This is a genomic window from Aeromonas sp. BIGb0405, assembly GCF_024807335.1.
In the GTDB taxonomy this organism is placed as follows: domain Bacteria; phylum Pseudomonadota; class Gammaproteobacteria; order Enterobacterales; family Aeromonadaceae; genus Aeromonas; species Aeromonas rivuli.
The window spans coordinates 43,150-58,092 of sequence record NZ_JANUEP010000009.1 but is presented as its reverse complement, the minus strand read 5'-3'; the positions used below and the strand labels follow the sequence as shown (position 1 = coordinate 58,092).

Below are 14,943 nucleotides of genomic sequence, written 5' to 3'. Positions count from 1 at the left end.
GCCGGGTAGGCAAGAGGGTGAGCGACGGTGCGCGGGCCCGCAGGCCGGATTTGGTCATACTATTATTCTTGTGGGACAATAGCCTGCTGCAGATTCCACAATCATGACATAGCCACCTATAGGCACCAAGTTTTATGGCCCAGTTTTTCAAGCCCCAAAAGAAATCCACCCAGCTCCAACGTATTGAAATTACGGTAGACAATCTGGACCACCACTGCGTCGGCATCGGCCGTCATCAGGGGAAAGCCGTCTTCGTGGAAGGGGCCCTGCCCGGTGAACGGGTCAAGGTACGCCTCACCGAGGACAAGAAACAGTACGCGCATGCGATCTTGCAGCAGGTGGTGAGCCCGGCCGAGAACCGTATCGTGCCTTTCTGTGGCCATTATCGCGAGTGTGGTGGCTGCAACGCCCAGCATCTGAGCGGTGCCGATCAGCTCGCCGCCAAACAGGCCGGGCTGGTTAGCCTCTTTTCCCGCCTGAGCAACATCCAGGCCCCTGAGCTGGCCCCCGCCCTGGCAGGGGAGTCCCGTGCCTACCGCCGGGTCTGTCGCCTGGCCATCAAGTTTGACAAGAATGGCCGCTGCACCCGGCTTGGCTTTCGCCGTCGCCAGTCCAACGACCTGGTCGAGATAGGCAGCTGCCCTGTGCTGGCAGACCCCCTCTCGGTGTTGATTGCCCCGCTGCGCGCTTGCCTGAACGGGCTCAAGAGTCAGCGCGAACTGGGCCACGTAGAGCTGATCCAGGCTGAGCAGGGAGTGCTCATGTTGCTGCGTCACACCGGTCGGCCAAACGAGATGGATCGCGCCCTGTTGCTGGCATTTGCCGAGGAGCATGGCATCGACCTCTATCTGCAGGCGGCAGATGAGCAGATAGAAGCGCTAAGTCAGCGGTTTGCCCCCTCTTATCAACTAGATGGCCTGGCTCTTGCATTCGCTCCCGGTGATTTTATCCAGATCAATGGTGGCATCAACCAGGCCATGGTGGCCCAGGCCATCGACTGGCTCGGGGTGGGGGCCGGGGACAAGGTGCTGGATCTGTTCTGTGGCATAGGCAACTTCACCCTGCCGCTGGCTCGCAAGGCCCGGGAAGTGGTCGGGGTGGAAGGGGATCTTGCCATGGTGGCGCGCGCCACTCAGAACGCCGAGCGCAACGGTATTGGCAATGCCCGCTTCTACAAGGCGGATTTGAGCGGCGATATCGCCGGCATGTCCTGGGCGAGGGAAGGCTTCGATCTGGTGCTGCTGGATCCCGCTCGCCCCGGCGCCTTGGCCGTGATGGAGCATGTAGTGAAACTTTCCCCTAAGCGGGTGGTCTATGTCTCCTGCAATCCGGTCACCCTGGCTCGGGACAGCAAGGTGCTGATCGAGGGGGGCTATCGCCTGAGTCAACTCGGCATGCTGGATATGTTCCCGCACACAGGCCATCTCGAATCCATGGCGTTGTTCGAGCTGGGGTGATTGCAGTAATCTGATACCTCGCCAAGGAGGACAACCACAGCCGGGCAGTATCTCCGGCTTGAAATTCGGTTGTTGCATCCCCATTTGAGGCGAGTCTCGTCAAAGTGCGGGGGCAGGCGTCAGCCTGGGCCCCAATAATTAAGGATTGATACCATGGTTGCGGTTCGCGATATTCATTTGAAAGACAACTTCACCCTGGATGAGTGGATACGTTCTCTCTCCCTCGGTGAAGCTGAGAAAGACCAGTTGCGAACCGTATACCAGTATTGCGTGAGTCAGGGCGAGGAGGGGCTCACTTCCCGGCTGTTGGTGCGCGGCGTGGAAATGGTGGGCATCTTGATGATGCTCAACATGGACGTCGCCACCCTCAAGGCCGCCATCCTTTACCCCTTCGTCGAGACCGGCCTTATCCCGGCGGCCCGGATGGAAGAGGATTTCGGCACCAAGATCGCCAAGTTGGTGGAAGGTGTGCTGGAGATGGAGGCCATCCGCTCCCTGCAGACCCTGCATCGCAGCGAGACCTCACCGGAGCAGGTCGACAATGTGCGGCGCATGCTGCTCGCCATGGTCGAGGACGTGCGCGCCGTGGTGATCAAGCTGGCGGAGCGCATAGCCTGTCTGCGCGAAGCCAAGCTGGCGGATGAAGAGACCCGGGTGCTGATGGCCCAGGAGATCACCAACATCTATGCCCCGCTCGCCAATCGGCTCGGCATAGGTCAGCTCAAGTGGGAGCTTGAGGATCTCGCGTTTCGCTACCTGCACCCGGAGACCTACAAGCAGATCGCCAAGCAGCTCGACGAGAAGCGCCTGGACCGCGAGCGCTACATCCGCGAATTCGTACAATCCCTGCGCGATGCGTTGCAAGAGGCCGGGGTCGAGGCCGAGGTCTATGGCCGTCCGAAACACATCTACAGCATCTGGCGCAAGATGCAGAAGAAGCACCTCGAATTCAACGAACTGTTTGACGTGCGCGCGGTGCGGGTCGTCACCAAGCGGTTGCAGGACTGCTATGCGGCGCTTGGTATAGTTCACACCCATTTCCACCACATTCCCCGCGAATTTGACGACTATGTCGCCAACCCCAAGCCCAACGGTTATCAGTCCATCCACACTGTGGTCGTGGGTAACGAGGGCAAGGCGGTGGAGATCCAGATCCGTACCGACCAGATGCACCAGGATGCCGAGCTCGGCGTCGCGGCCCACTGGCGTTACAAGGAAGGGGCCCAGGTTGCCAAGACCACCACTTTCGAAGACAAGATCGAGTGGTTGCGCAAGCTGCTCGCCTGGCAGGAGGATCTCTCCGAGAGCGGCTCCCTGCTCGAAGATCTGCGCAGTCAGGTGTTCGAGGACAGGGTCTATGTGTTCACCCCGAAAGGGGATGTCATCGACTTGCCGGCGGGCGCCACGCCCCTCGATTTTGCCTATCACGTGCACAGCATGATCGGCCACCGCTGCATAGGTACCAAGATAGATGGCCGGATAGTGCCCTTTACTTACACCTTGCAGACCGGGGATCAGGTCGAGGTGATCACCCAGAAGGAGCCGAACCCGAGCCGGGACTGGATGAACCCCAATGCCGGTTTCCTGCGTTCGAGCCGGGCCCGCGCCAAGGTCGCCACCTGGTTCCGCAAGCTGGACAGGGACAAGAATGTCGCCGCCGGCAAGGAGCTGCTCGATAAAGAGCTGGACAGGCATAACCTGACCCTCTCCAAGGTGGACAAGCAGGCGCTGGAGCGCTTCAACGCCGAAGAGCTCGACGATTTGCTGGCGGGCATTGGCAGCGGTGATATCCGCATCAACCAGCTGCTCAATTACCTCGATACCCGCTACAACAAGCCATCGGCGGAAGAGGAAGATCGCCGCCTGCTGGCGAAGCTGGAGCAGAAGGCCAATACGCCCTTCCGCACCAAGCCCAAGGATCACATCGTCGTGGAAGGGGTGGGCAATCTGATGACCCACATCGCCCGCTGCTGTCAACCGATCCCCGGAGACGCCATCCAGGGCTTCATCACCATGGGCCGTGGCGTCTCGATCCACCGGGATGACTGCGAGCAGCTCAAAGAGTTGTCTCGCCGCAATCCTGAGCGACTTATCGATGCGGTCTGGGGTGAGAACTACTCCGGCGGCTACGGCCTGACCATCCGCATCCTCTCCAACGACAGATCCGGCCTGCTGCGCGACATCACCACAGTGCTCGCCAACGAGAAAATCAACGTGATGGGGGTGCGCTCGCGCTCCAACGTCAAGGATCAGACCGCCGAGATCGATATGGAGCTGGAGATCTACAACATCAACGCCTTCAACCGCGCCCTGGCCAAGCTCAGCCAGCTTAACGACGTGATCAGCGCCAAGCGCCTCTAAACTCCGCTGACCGGCCCGTGTGGCCGGTCACTCTTTTGACGAATCGAAAGCGAAGACCCCATGTCCAATACCCAAGGCTACGACCTGCCCCGACTGCTCGAAATAATGGCTCAACTGCGCTCCCCGCAGGGCGGTTGTCCCTGGGATCTCAAGCAGAGCTTCCAGACCATAGTGCCCCACACCCTGGAGGAGGCCTATGAGGTGGCCGATGCGATAGAGACTCAGGATTGGCAGGGATTGAAAGGGGAGCTGGGGGATCTGTTGTTCCAGGTGGTGTTCTATGCCCAGCTTGGCAAGGAGCAGGGCTTGTTTGACTTCGCCGATATCGTTGCGGCGGTGAGCGAAAAACTCATTCGCCGTCATCCTCATGTCTTCGCCGATGCAGACCTGAATGACGAGCAGGCAGTCAAGCTGAACTGGGAGGCGGAGAAGGCCAAGGAGCGTGCGGCGCTGGATAAGTCGAGCGTGCTCGATGATATCCCCCTCGCCCTGCCGGCCCTGACCCGGGCCGCCAAGATCCAGAAACGCTGCGCCACAGTGGGGTTTGACTGGAAGACCCTCGGCCCCGTGGTAGACAAGATCCACGAGGAGATCGACGAGGTGATGGAAGAGGCGTTGATGGCGGATGTGGACGAGGAGAGGGTCAGCGACGAGCTCGGCGATCTGCTGTTTGCCACCGTCAATCTGGTCCGTCATCTGGGCAAGGATCCCGAACAAGTGCTGCGTGGCGCCAATGCCAAGTTCGAGCGCCGCTTTCGCCAAGTTGAGCACTTTATCGCCGCAGAAGGGCTCAAGATGACCGATTGTTCCCTGGAAAAACTCGATGCCGCCTGGGACAAAGCCAAGCAAACCGAGCAAAGTTGATTTGGCGCAAGGCGTGCGGTGCCCGGGCCTGATAGATTTTTGTTCATTGTTTGGGAGAGGGGGTTTTGGTATACTGTTTCCCCGTCCTGCTTCATCCCCGAAGCACCCCTTAAAAATCCCTAAACTTCTTTCAGGTTCAGCATGACGACAAAATATATTTTTGTAACTGGTGGCGTTGTTTCATCCCTCGGCAAAGGCATTGCCGCAGCTTCTCTGGCAGCCATTCTGGAAGCCCGTGGTCTGGATGTGACCATCATGAAACTGGACCCCTACATCAACGTGGATCCGGGCACCATGAGCCCGACCCAGCACGGTGAAGTGTTCGTAACCGAGGACGGGGCCGAGACCGATCTGGATCTGGGCCATTACGAGCGTTTCATCCGCACCAAGATGACCCGTCGCAACAACTTCACCACAGGCCGTATCTACGCCGACGTGCTGCGTAAAGAGCGCCGTGGCGATTATCTGGGTGCCACCATCCAGGTTATTCCGCACATCACCAATGCCATCAAGGAGCGGGTGATTGCCGGTGCCGAAGGCCATCAGGTGGCCATCGTCGAAGTGGGCGGCACAGTGGGCGACATCGAATCCCTGCCGTTCCTCGAGGCCCTGCGTCAGCTGGCGGCAGAAGTGGGTCGCGACAGCGCCATGTTCATGCACCTGACCCTGGTCCCTTACCTGGCGGCTGCCGGTGAGGTCAAGACCAAGCCGACCCAGCACTCCGTCAAGGAGATGCTCTCCATCGGTATCCAGCCGGATGTGCTGATCTGCCGCTCCGACCGTGCCATTCCGGCCAACGAGCGTGCCAAGATAGCCCTGTTCTGCAACGTGCCGGAGCGCGCCGTCATCTCCATGAAGGACGTCGACTCCATCTACAAGATCCCGGCCCTGCTGCGCTCCCAGAACCTCGACAACTACTTCATCGAGCGTTTCGGTCTGGTGTGCAAAGAGGCGGATCTGTGCGAGTGGGAACAGGTTATCTATGAAGAAGCCAACCCGACTGCCGAAGTGACCATCGGCATGGTGGGCAAGTATGTCTCCCTGCCCGATGCCTACAAGTCCGTCAACGAAGCACTCAAGCACGGTGGTCTCAAGACCCGGCTGTCGGTCAATATTCGTTACATCGACTCTCAGGACATCGAGACCCGCGGTGCAGAGCAATTGGAAGGCCTGGACGCTATCCTGGTCCCGGGTGGCTTCGGCGAGCGCGGCGTGGAAGGTAAAATTCTGGCCGCCAAGTATGCCCGTGAGAACAAGATCCCGTATCTGGGTATCTGCCTCGGCATGCAAGTCGCGCTGATCGAGTTTGCGCGCAACGTCGCTGGCCTGGAAGGGGCTCACTCCTCCGAATTCAAGAAAGATTGCGCTTATCCGGTCGTCGGCCTCATCACCGAATGGGTTGATGAAGAGGGCAATGTCGAGACTCGTACCGAGAAATCCGATCTGGGTGGCACCATGCGTCTGGGTTCCCAGCTCTGCCACCTGGTCGAAGATTCCAAGGTGCGTCAGATGTACGGCAGCCCGACCATATACGAGCGTCACCGCCACCGTTATGAGGTGAACAACAAGCTGTTGCCGCAGATTGAAGCGGCGGGTTTGAAAGTGACCGGTCTCTCCGCCGACAAGAAATTGGTGGAAATTATCGAGATCCCGGATCACCCTTGGTTCGTGGCGGCGCAGTTCCATCCGGAGTTCACCTCGACTCCCCGTGATGGTCACGCCCTGTTTGCAGGCTTTGTTAAGGCCGCTGGTGAGTATCAGAAGCGCAATTTGAAGTAATTGAAAATCAAACGCGGTTGAGGCAATGTGCCACAACCGCTTTTTTTGAAATGCCTTTTGTTGTTTTTTTACGAAACCTGAGGAAATACACATGTCCAAGATCGTTAAAGTGATCGGTCGTGAAATCATCGACTCCCGTGGTAACCCGACCGTTGAGGCCGAAGTGCATCTGGAAGGTGGTTTTGTTGGTATGGCAGCCGCTCCGTCTGGCGCCTCCACCGGTTCCCGCGAAGCGCTGGAACTGCGTGACGGCGACAAGAGCCGTTTCCTGGGTAAAGGCGTGCTGAAAGCCATCGAAGCCGTCAACGGCCCGATCGCCCAAGCGCTGCTGGGTAAAGATGCCAAGGATCAGGCCGCTATTGACCAGATCATGATCGATCTGGACGGTACCGAGAACAAATCCAAGTTTGGCGCCAACGCCATCCTGGCCGTTTCCCTGGCCAACGCCAAAGCTGCTGCTGCTGCCAAGGGCCTGCCGCTCTACGCTCACATCGCCGAGCTGAACGGTACCCCGGGTGTTTACTCCATGCCGCTGCCCATGATGAACATCATCAACGGTGGTGAGCACGCCGACAACAACGTCGACATCCAGGAGTTCATGATCCAGCCGGTTGGCGCCAAGACCCTGAAAGAAGCCATCCGCATGGGTGCCGAGGTCTTCCACAACCTGGCCAAAGTGCTGAAGTCCAAAGGTTATGCGACTGCCGTTGGTGACGAAGGTGGCTTCGCGCCTAACCTGAAATCCAACGCCGAAGCGCTGGAAGTGATCGCCGAAGCCGTTGCTGCTGCCGGTTACAAGCTGGGTAGCGACATCACCCTGGCCATGGACTGCGCCGCTTCCGAGTTCTATGACGCCGAGAAGAACGAGTACAACCTGAAGGGCGAAGGTCGTATCTTCACCTCCAACGAGTTCTCTGACTACCTGGCCGACCTGACCACCAAGTTCCCGATCGTCTCCATCGAAGATGGCCTGGACGAATCCGACTGGGACGGTTTTGCCTACCAGACCAAAGAGCTGGGTAGCAAGATCCAGATCGTGGGTGACGACCTGTTCGTAACCAACACCAAGATCCTCAAGCGCGGCATCGACAACGGCATCGCCAACTCCATCCTGATCAAATTCAACCAGATCGGTTCCCTGACCGAAACCCTGGCTGCCATCAAGATGGCCAAAGATGCTGGCTACACCGCCGTCATCTCCCACCGTTCCGGTGAGACCGAAGACGCGACCATCGCCGACCTGGCGGTAGGTACTGCTGCTGGCCAGATCAAGACCGGTTCCATGAGCCGTTCTGACCGTGTTGCCAAGTACAACCAGCTGATCCGTATCGAAGAAGCCCTGGGTGCCAAGGCTCCGTTCCGCGGTCTGAAAGAAGTGAAAGGTCAGTAATTTCTGCCTGCACTTCAGCGTCACGCTGTTGAAAGCCCCGCCATCTGGCGGGGCTTTTTTATTTTTAACGCCAAGCTGGCGCTTTTCATCAGCGGCCGGGCCAAGATGCATCTGCTTTCTTTTGTCTTTCCCACGAATATGGGAAACTAGGCCGCTTGGAAGGAGACCCAGTGCATGCGGCTATTCACCCTGATCCTGTTCCTCCTGTTGGGGGGCTTGCAATATCACCTCTGGCTGGGGAAAAACGGCCTGTCCGATTACCATGAAATGTCCAATGCCATCGATCAGCAAGAGCAGGACAATCTGGCGCTTAAAGATCGTAATAGTCTGATTTATCGTGAGATTGACGATCTGACTTCGGGCCTTGAAGCCATCGAAGAGCTGGCGCGCAACGATCTCGGTTATATCAAGCAGGGAGAGACCTTCTACCGGATCATCCCAAACAAGAAGGATGAGCCTGCTGGCGGCGACGATGATGAATAACTGTCCCCCGGCGCCGTTCGGCTTGACGGCCGTGGTGCCTGCTGCCGGCATAGGTAGCCGCATGGGGGCCGAGTATCCCAAGCAGTACCTGTCCCTGGCTGGCAAGACCATTTTGGAACATACCCTGCTCCGGCTGCTGGCCCATTCGGCTATCACCCACATAGTGCTGGCACTGGCCCCCGATGACCGTTGGTTCGAGACCCTGGCGCTGGCTCGGGATCCCCGTATCCTGCGGGTATCCGGCGGCAGTGATCGTGCTCGTTCGGTACTCAATGCCTTGCATCAGGTGCAGAGTGACTGGGTACTGGTCCACGATGCTGCCCGTCCCTGTCTCACTTCGGCGGATATTGATGCGCTGCTTGCGGTTGGTCTGACCCCGGACGGTGCCATTCTTGGCTCCCGGGTGCGCGACACCATGAAGCGCAGCGACGAGGCGGACAACATCATCGCCACCGTGCCGCGGGAAGCTCTCTGGCATGCGCTCACCCCCCAGCTGTTTGCGACCCGAGCCCTCAAAGGGGCGCTGGAGGAGGGGCTGGCGCTAGGCGCCCTCATCACTGACGAAGCGTCCGCCATGGAGCGGGCCGGGCATGTGCCACGCATGGTTGAAGGGCGTGCCGACAATATCAAGGTGACCCGGCCCGAGGATCTCGCCCTGGCCGGGCTGTTTTTACGCCAGCAGCAAGACGAGCTGGCCACTAGGAGTAAGGAGCAGCCATGATCCGCATCGGCCAGGGTGTTGATATACACAAGATTGATGGGGCTGGTCCCTGCATGTCAGGAGGGCGTCAAGGATGATCCGCATCGACCACGGTGTTTATACACACAAGATTAATGGGGCAGGTCCCTGCATGTCAGGAGGGCGTCAAGCATGATCCGCATCGGCCACGGTTTTGATGTACATAAGTTTGGCGGGGTTGGCCCCTGCATGCTGGGCGGTGTCGCCGTGCCCTATGAACAGGGGTTGCTGGCTCACTCGGATGGCGACGTGGTATTGCACGCGGTGAGCGATGCCCTGCTCGGTGCCATAGGTGCCGGCGATATTGGCCGCCACTTCCCCGATACGGCGGCGCAATTCAAAGGTATTGATAGCCGTATCCTGCTGCGGGATGTCTTTGTGCGGGTACGGCAGGCGGGCTATGTCATCGGCAATCTGGACGTGACCATCATTGCTCAGGCCCCCAAGATGGCGCCTCATATCGAGGCCATGTGCGCCGTACTGGCCGCCGATCTGCAATGTGAACTGAACCGGGTGAACGTCAAGGCGACCACTACCGAACAACTGGGCTTTACGGGGCGCAAGGAAGGCATAGCCACCGAAGCCGTCGTCTTACTGGTGAAACAATAATGTCGCAACAACTCGCATATCTGCACGGTACCCCAGAGGCCCGTGGCATTCTCAAGGCCCAGGCCAGTGATTTCGTGGTGGTCGAGGATCTCGGCTTCGAGCCTTGCGGCGAGGGGGAACATATCTTCGTGCGAGTGCGCAAGACGGGCGAGAACACTGCCTGGGTGGCAGGCCTGCTGGCCGATGCTGCCGGGGTCAATCGCAATGCTGTGACCTGGGCTGGCCTCAAAGATCGCCATGCGGTAACCGAGCAGTGGTTCGGTATTCACCTGCCGGGCAAAGGTGCGCCGGACCTGTCGGTGATCGAGAGCGACAGCATCCAGATCCTGCAGGCCAAGCGCCACAACCGCAAGCTGCGGGTCGGTTACCTCAAGGGCAACCACTTTCGTCTGCGTCTGACTGCTCTGGAGCAAGCTGACAGTCTGGTGTCTCGCCTGCAGGCCATCGCCGCGCAGGGGGTGCCGAACTACTATGGTGAGCAGCGCTTCGGTCGGGGTGGCAGCAATCTGGACGCGGCCAAGGCGATGTTTGCCGGCAAACGGATCAAGGATCGCAACAAGCGTTCTCTTTACCTTTCTGCTGCGCGCAGCATGCTGTTCAATGTTATCGTCAGCGCCCGCGTCGAGCAGGGACTGGCTAGCGAGTTGCTGGCCGGGGATTGCGTGATGCTCAAGGGCAGCCACTCCATCTTCAGTGAAGAGAGCGTGACCCCTGAACTGGCTGCGCGTCTGGCCTCAGGCGACGTGCAGCTGACCGCCCCTCAGTGGGGGCGTGGCCGTCTGGCGAGCCAGGGCGCCGCCGCCGAATTTGAACAGGCGGCGTTGGCCCCTTATCACGACTGGTGTGATGGCCTGGAGAAGGCCGGGCTGGATCAGGACAGACGTCCGCTCTTGCTCAAGCCGGAAGCCATGAGCTGGACGTTGGATGCCGAGGCCCTGACCCTCTCGTTCTTCCTGCCGGCCGGTGCCTTTGCGACCAGCGTGGTGCGCGAATTGATGCAGGCTGAAGAGGCCGATCATGGGGTCAGGAATCAGGCAGATGGCAATGATGCGCCCTCTGTGGAATAACGACGTGGCAGCGGTGGCCTCTCGGCCCTCCCTTGTTTGATGGTTTCAGGAAGAGCACAGATGCGCATTCTGGTGAGTAACGATGACGGTGTTCATGCCGAGGGCATTCATGCCTTGAGCGAGGCGCTGCGCAGCTGCGGCGAGGTGATAGTGGTCGCGCCGGATCGCAATCGCAGCGGTGCGAGTCACTCCCTGACGCTGGAGACACCTTTGCGGGTCAGTTGTATCCCGCAAACCGGTTATCATGCGGTCAAGGGCACGCCGACCGACTGCGTGCACCTGGCGGTCAACGAACTGGTACGCCCCGAACCCGACATGGTGGTGGCCGGGATCAACCACGGTGCCAACCTGGGTGACGATGTCATCTATTCGGGCACGGTCGCTGCGGCGACCGAGGGGCGCCACTTGGGTTACCCCTCCCTGGCGATCTCCCTGGTGGGCCGGACGCATTTTGCCTCGGCCGCTCACTACGCCGTCCAGCTGGTCAAAGGCTTGATGCAGTTTCCGCTGCCGGCCAATCAGATCCTCAACGTCAATGTGCCCGACCTGCCCCTCGCCGAGATCAAGGGCATCAAGATCACCCGGCTCGGCAATCGCCACCGGGCCGAGTCAGTGATCCGCGCCCAGGATCCTCGCGGCCAGACTATCTACTGGATTGGCCCGCCCGGCTCGCAACAAGATGCGGGCGAGGGCACGGATTTTGCGGCTGTCGAACAGGGCTATGTCTCTATTACTCCCTTGACCATCGACATGACTGCTCACGGCAGTCTGGCCGGGTTGGGGGCATGGTTGGAACAACAGGGATGAAGGTGTGATAGTACAGCGCCTTTTAAATCAGCTTATTGCCCAGGGCGTCAGCGACTTTCGTGTACTCGCCGCGCTCGCCAAGGTGCCACGCCAGCTGTTTGTGGATGAGGCCATGGCCCATAAGGCCTGGGATAATACCGCCCTGCCCATTGGCCAGGGGCAGACTATTTCCCAGCCTTACATGGTGGCGCGGATGACAGAGTTGCTGATGCAAAACGATCCGGCCCATGTGCTGGAGATTGGCACTGGCTCTGGTTATCAAACTGCGGTGCTCGCCAACCTGGTTGAACAGGTCTATACGGTAGAGCGGATCAAGTCCTTGCAGTTCCAGGCGAGACGCAGGCTCAGGCAGCTGGATCTGCACAATGTCTCGGCCAAACATGGCAATGGCTGGCTCGGTTGGCCGAGCAAGGGACCCTTTGATGCCATTTTGGTGACCGCGGCGGCGAGTGAAGTGCCGACTGCCCTCACCGATCAACTGGCCGATGGCGGCCGCATGATTTTACCGGTAGGGGACAGTCATCAGACCCTGCAACTTATCGAACGCAACGGTTCCCAGTTGACCAGTCGAGTCCTGGAGCCGGTGCGTTTTGTGCCCCTTATTGACGGAGATGTTGAGTGAAGCTGTTTTCTCGCCTGTATGTGTTGGTGATGCAGTGGGCCCGCCATAAATATGCCCCCTATTACCTCTCGATCACCGCCTTCATCGAGTCAATCTTCTGGCCCATTCCGGTTGATGTGATGCTGGCGCCCATGGCGCTGGCCAAGCCGCACAAAGCCTGGCACTACGCGGCCCTGGCGACCTTCTTCTCAGTGTTGGGGGCCGTGGTGGGTTATGGTCTGGGTTATGCACTCTGGGATCCCGTGGTGCAGCCTCTGGTGGTCTCCGTCGGTTATCAGGACAAGATTGCCCTGGCCCAGCACTGGTTTGAACAATGGGGGATCTGGGTCATTTTCATTGCCAGCTTCACCCCCATCCCCTACAAGGTATTTACCGTGACGGCAGGGTTGCTCCATATGGCACTCCTTCCCTTCATCATCACCTCTCTCATCGGGCGCAGCATGCGTTTCTTCCTGGTGGCGGGTTTGATGCGTTGGGGTGGTGAGCGGATGGAGCAAAAGCTGATGCACTATGTCGATCTGCTTGGCTGGATCTGTATCGCCCTGGCTGTCGCGGCCTATTTCTGGTTTAGTCGTTAAGGATATTTTTATGAATGGGCATATATGGCGGGGGTGTGCCGTTACCCTCTTATCCGGTTTGTTGGCAGCCTGTTCTTCCAGCACAACCCCAGCGCCGGTACAGGGGTTGTCAAGCGAGGGCTCGGTGCGCGCGGTGCCAAGCCGGCAGGGAAGCATAAGCAAACCGACGATTTCGGGGCGCAGTTACACGGTCAAGCGTGGCGACACCCTCTACTCCATCGCATTCAATGCGGGTAGCGACGTGCCCTCCCTGGCCAACCTGAATGGCATAGGTGCGCCCTATAACATACATCCAGGCCAGGTGATCCGGCTGGATGGCGCCGAAGGCAGTCCGGTGATGGTCAGCAGTACCAGCAGCGGGAGCGCCGCGCGTACCTATCAGGTGCGCCGTGGTGACACCCTGAGCAGCATAGGCCGCCAGTTTGGTGTCGCCAATCAGACCCTGGCACAGCGTAATAACTTGAGTGCGCCCTACAATCTGAACGTCGGCCAGACCCTCAATGTGGGCGGTTCGGCAGCCGCATCCGGTACCACCATGGCGGTGGCAAGCAGCCGCCCAACCAGCACTGCGACCACCCCGGTCAGCACAGGTACGACCAGCGCATTTGTGACCAATAAAAGCGTTGCCCAGCCTGCTCCAAAAGCATACGCTGGCATCTCAGTACAAAATAACAACAGTGTCACACAGAACAATAACAATGCCTCATCATCGCGCCTCGCTTGGCACTGGCCCGCTCAGGGTCGGATAGTCGAAGGCTTCTCTGTCGCTGAACAGGGAAACAAGGGTATAGACATCGCTGGCCAGAAGGGGCAACCCGTCTACGCCGCCAGTGGCGGTAAAGTGGTCTATGCCGGAAGCGCATTAAGAGGCTATGGCAAGCTTGTCATCCTGAAACATGACGACGACTACCTCTCGGCCTATGCACATAACGATGCGCTGCGAGTCCGGGAAGGAGATGTGGTCAAGGGTGGGGCTGTTATTGCCGATATGGGAAGCACGGATGCGCCGGATGTGCGCTTGCACTTTGAAATCCGGTACCGAGGCAAGTCGATCAATCCAATGGGATACTTGCCAAAGCGTTAACCCCAGAGCGTAGTGCTAACTCTGGTTCAGGTCAGGGAGACACACCATGAGCCAAGAACAACTGGTTATGCAGGATGCAGAGTTCGATGAGGAGCTGGAGGTTGAAGAGGCTGAAGTGACAGAGACGGCGACAGCCGACACCGAGGAGTCTATCTCCGAAGAGTTGTTGGCGCCGGATCTGCACAAGGTGATGGATGCCACCCAGCTCTATCTGGGAGAGATAGGATTCTCTCCCCTGCTCACCGCCGAAGAAGAGGTCTATTACGCCCGTCGCGCCCTGCGCGGCGACAAGGCGGCCCGCAAGCGCATGATTGAATCCAATCTGCGCCTTGTGGTCAAAATTGCCAGACGCTACAACAATCGTGGCCTGGTGCTGCTGGATTTGATTGAAGAGGGCAACCTCGGCCTCATCCGTGCCGTGGAAAAGTTTGACCCAGAACGGGGTTTTCGCTTCTCGACCTATGCCACCTGGTGGATCCGCCAGACCATAGAACGGGCCATCATGAATCAGACCCGTACCATTCGCCTGCCCATTCACGTGGTCAAGGAACTCAACGTCTACCTGCGTACCGCCCGTGAACTGTCCCACCGCCTCGACCATGAACCCACGGCCGAAGATATCGCCTTTGCCCTGGATCGCTCGGTCGCCGACGTCAATCGTATGCTCAAGCTCAACGAGAAGATCACTTCGGTCGATACCCCGATAGGTGGGGATCGTGACAAGGCGCTGCTCGATGTGCTGTCCGATGAGCGCGGCATGGGTCCCGAGCTGGAGTCCCAGGAAGATGACATGCGCAGCAGCATAGTCCACTGGCTGGAGGAGCTGAATCCCAAGCAGCGCGAGGTGCTGGCACGTCGTTTCGGTTTGCTCGGTTATGAGCCTGCCACCCTGGAAGATGTCGGGGCCGAGATTGGCCTGACCCGGGAGCGGGTTCGTCAGATCCAGGTCGAGGGCTTGCGTCGTCTGAGAGAGATCATGGTGGGGCAGGGGCTCTCTATCGAGGCGCTGTTCCGCAGCAATTAGCGGCGTGCCGGTGAGAGATCGCAAAGCAACAGATGCAAGAAGGGGCCTCGGGGCCCCTTCTTTTATATGTACCGCCAGC

The 14,943-nt window shown here is 59.1% G+C and carries 14 protein-coding genes; all 14 read left to right on the top strand.

The genetic code is table 11. The features are described 5' to 3' along the window. Positions 1 to 134: 134 nt before the first annotated feature. The 14 genes from rlmD (at position 135) to rpoS (ending at position 14,864) form a co-directional block, all read left to right on the top strand. Positions 135 to 1,457 carry a 23S rRNA (uracil(1939)-C(5))-methyltransferase RlmD gene (gene rlmD / locus M2366_RS16515; protein WP_224431230.1) on the top strand — a complete coding sequence of 441 codons (1,323 nt, stop codon included), beginning with the start codon at positions 135 to 137 and terminating at the stop codon, positions 1,455 to 1,457. Between the two features lie 153 nt (positions 1,458 to 1,610). Continuing rightward, the gene (relA, locus tag M2366_RS16510) at positions 1,611 to 3,818 is read left to right on the top strand and encodes a GTP diphosphokinase (protein WP_224431229.1); all 2,208 of its coding nucleotides are present in this window, start codon (positions 1,611 to 1,613) and stop codon (positions 3,816 to 3,818) included. Positions 3,819 to 3,878: 60 nt separating this feature from the next. After that, a complete protein-coding gene (gene mazG, locus M2366_RS16505) occupies positions 3,879 to 4,682 on the top strand; it encodes a nucleoside triphosphate pyrophosphohydrolase (protein ID WP_224431228.1) in 804 nt (267 codons plus the stop codon). A gap of 141 nt (positions 4,683 to 4,823) precedes the next feature. Continuing rightward, complete coding sequence (gene pyrG / locus M2366_RS16500; protein ID WP_042042981.1) at positions 4,824 to 6,461, top strand: glutamine hydrolyzing CTP synthase; 1,638 nt, start codon at positions 4,824 to 4,826, stop codon at positions 6,459 to 6,461. 91 nt (positions 6,462 to 6,552) lie between these two features. Next, positions 6,553 to 7,851, top strand: a complete 1,299-nt coding sequence (gene eno, locus M2366_RS16495; RefSeq protein WP_259270185.1) for a phosphopyruvate hydratase — start codon at positions 6,553 to 6,555, stop codon at positions 7,849 to 7,851. A gap of 174 nt (positions 7,852 to 8,025) precedes the next feature. Next, the gene (gene ftsB / locus M2366_RS16490) at positions 8,026 to 8,334 is read left to right on the top strand and encodes a cell division protein FtsB (protein WP_042042983.1); all 309 of its coding nucleotides are present in this window, start codon (positions 8,026 to 8,028) and stop codon (positions 8,332 to 8,334) included. Further along, positions 8,324 to 9,055 (top strand): 2-C-methyl-D-erythritol 4-phosphate cytidylyltransferase, encoded by a 732-nt coding sequence (gene ispD, locus M2366_RS16485; RefSeq protein WP_198135290.1) that lies wholly within the window; start codon positions 8,324 to 8,326, stop codon positions 9,053 to 9,055. The genes ftsB and ispD overlap by 11 nt, the downstream gene beginning before the upstream one ends. Before the next feature lie 150 nt (positions 9,056 to 9,205). Continuing rightward, the gene (ispF, locus tag M2366_RS16480) at positions 9,206 to 9,682 is read left to right on the top strand and encodes a 2-C-methyl-D-erythritol 2,4-cyclodiphosphate synthase (RefSeq protein ID WP_042042985.1); all 477 of its coding nucleotides are present in this window, start codon (positions 9,206 to 9,208) and stop codon (positions 9,680 to 9,682) included. Continuing rightward, the gene (gene truD, locus M2366_RS16475; protein WP_042042986.1) at positions 9,682 to 10,749 is read left to right on the top strand and encodes a tRNA pseudouridine(13) synthase TruD; all 1,068 of its coding nucleotides are present in this window, start codon (positions 9,682 to 9,684) and stop codon (positions 10,747 to 10,749) included. The genes ispF and truD overlap by 1 nt, the downstream gene beginning before the upstream one ends. A gap of 60 nt (positions 10,750 to 10,809) precedes the next feature. Then, positions 10,810 to 11,556: a 5'/3'-nucleotidase SurE gene (surE, locus tag M2366_RS16470; protein WP_042042987.1), complete on the top strand. Its 747-nt coding sequence runs from the start codon at positions 10,810 to 10,812 to the stop codon at positions 11,554 to 11,556. A gap of 4 nt (positions 11,557 to 11,560) precedes the next feature. Further along, positions 11,561 to 12,178 carry a protein-L-isoaspartate(D-aspartate) O-methyltransferase gene (locus M2366_RS16465; RefSeq protein WP_042042988.1) on the top strand — a complete coding sequence of 206 codons (618 nt, stop codon included), beginning with the start codon at positions 11,561 to 11,563 and terminating at the stop codon, positions 12,176 to 12,178. Then, complete coding sequence (locus tag M2366_RS16460; protein WP_042042989.1) at positions 12,175 to 12,756, top strand: YqaA family protein; 582 nt, start codon at positions 12,175 to 12,177, stop codon at positions 12,754 to 12,756. Before M2366_RS16465 ends, M2366_RS16460 begins: the two co-directional genes overlap by 4 nt. Before the next feature lie 10 nt (positions 12,757 to 12,766). After that, entirely contained in the window at positions 12,767 to 13,840 is a 1,074-nt protein-coding gene (locus M2366_RS16455; protein ID WP_259237341.1) for a peptidoglycan DD-metalloendopeptidase family protein, read from the top strand. A gap of 46 nt (positions 13,841 to 13,886) precedes the next feature. Continuing rightward, complete coding sequence (gene rpoS / locus M2366_RS16450) at positions 13,887 to 14,864, top strand: RNA polymerase sigma factor RpoS (RefSeq protein WP_042042991.1); 978 nt, start codon at positions 13,887 to 13,889, stop codon at positions 14,862 to 14,864. Positions 14,865 to 14,943 lie beyond the last annotated feature (79 nt).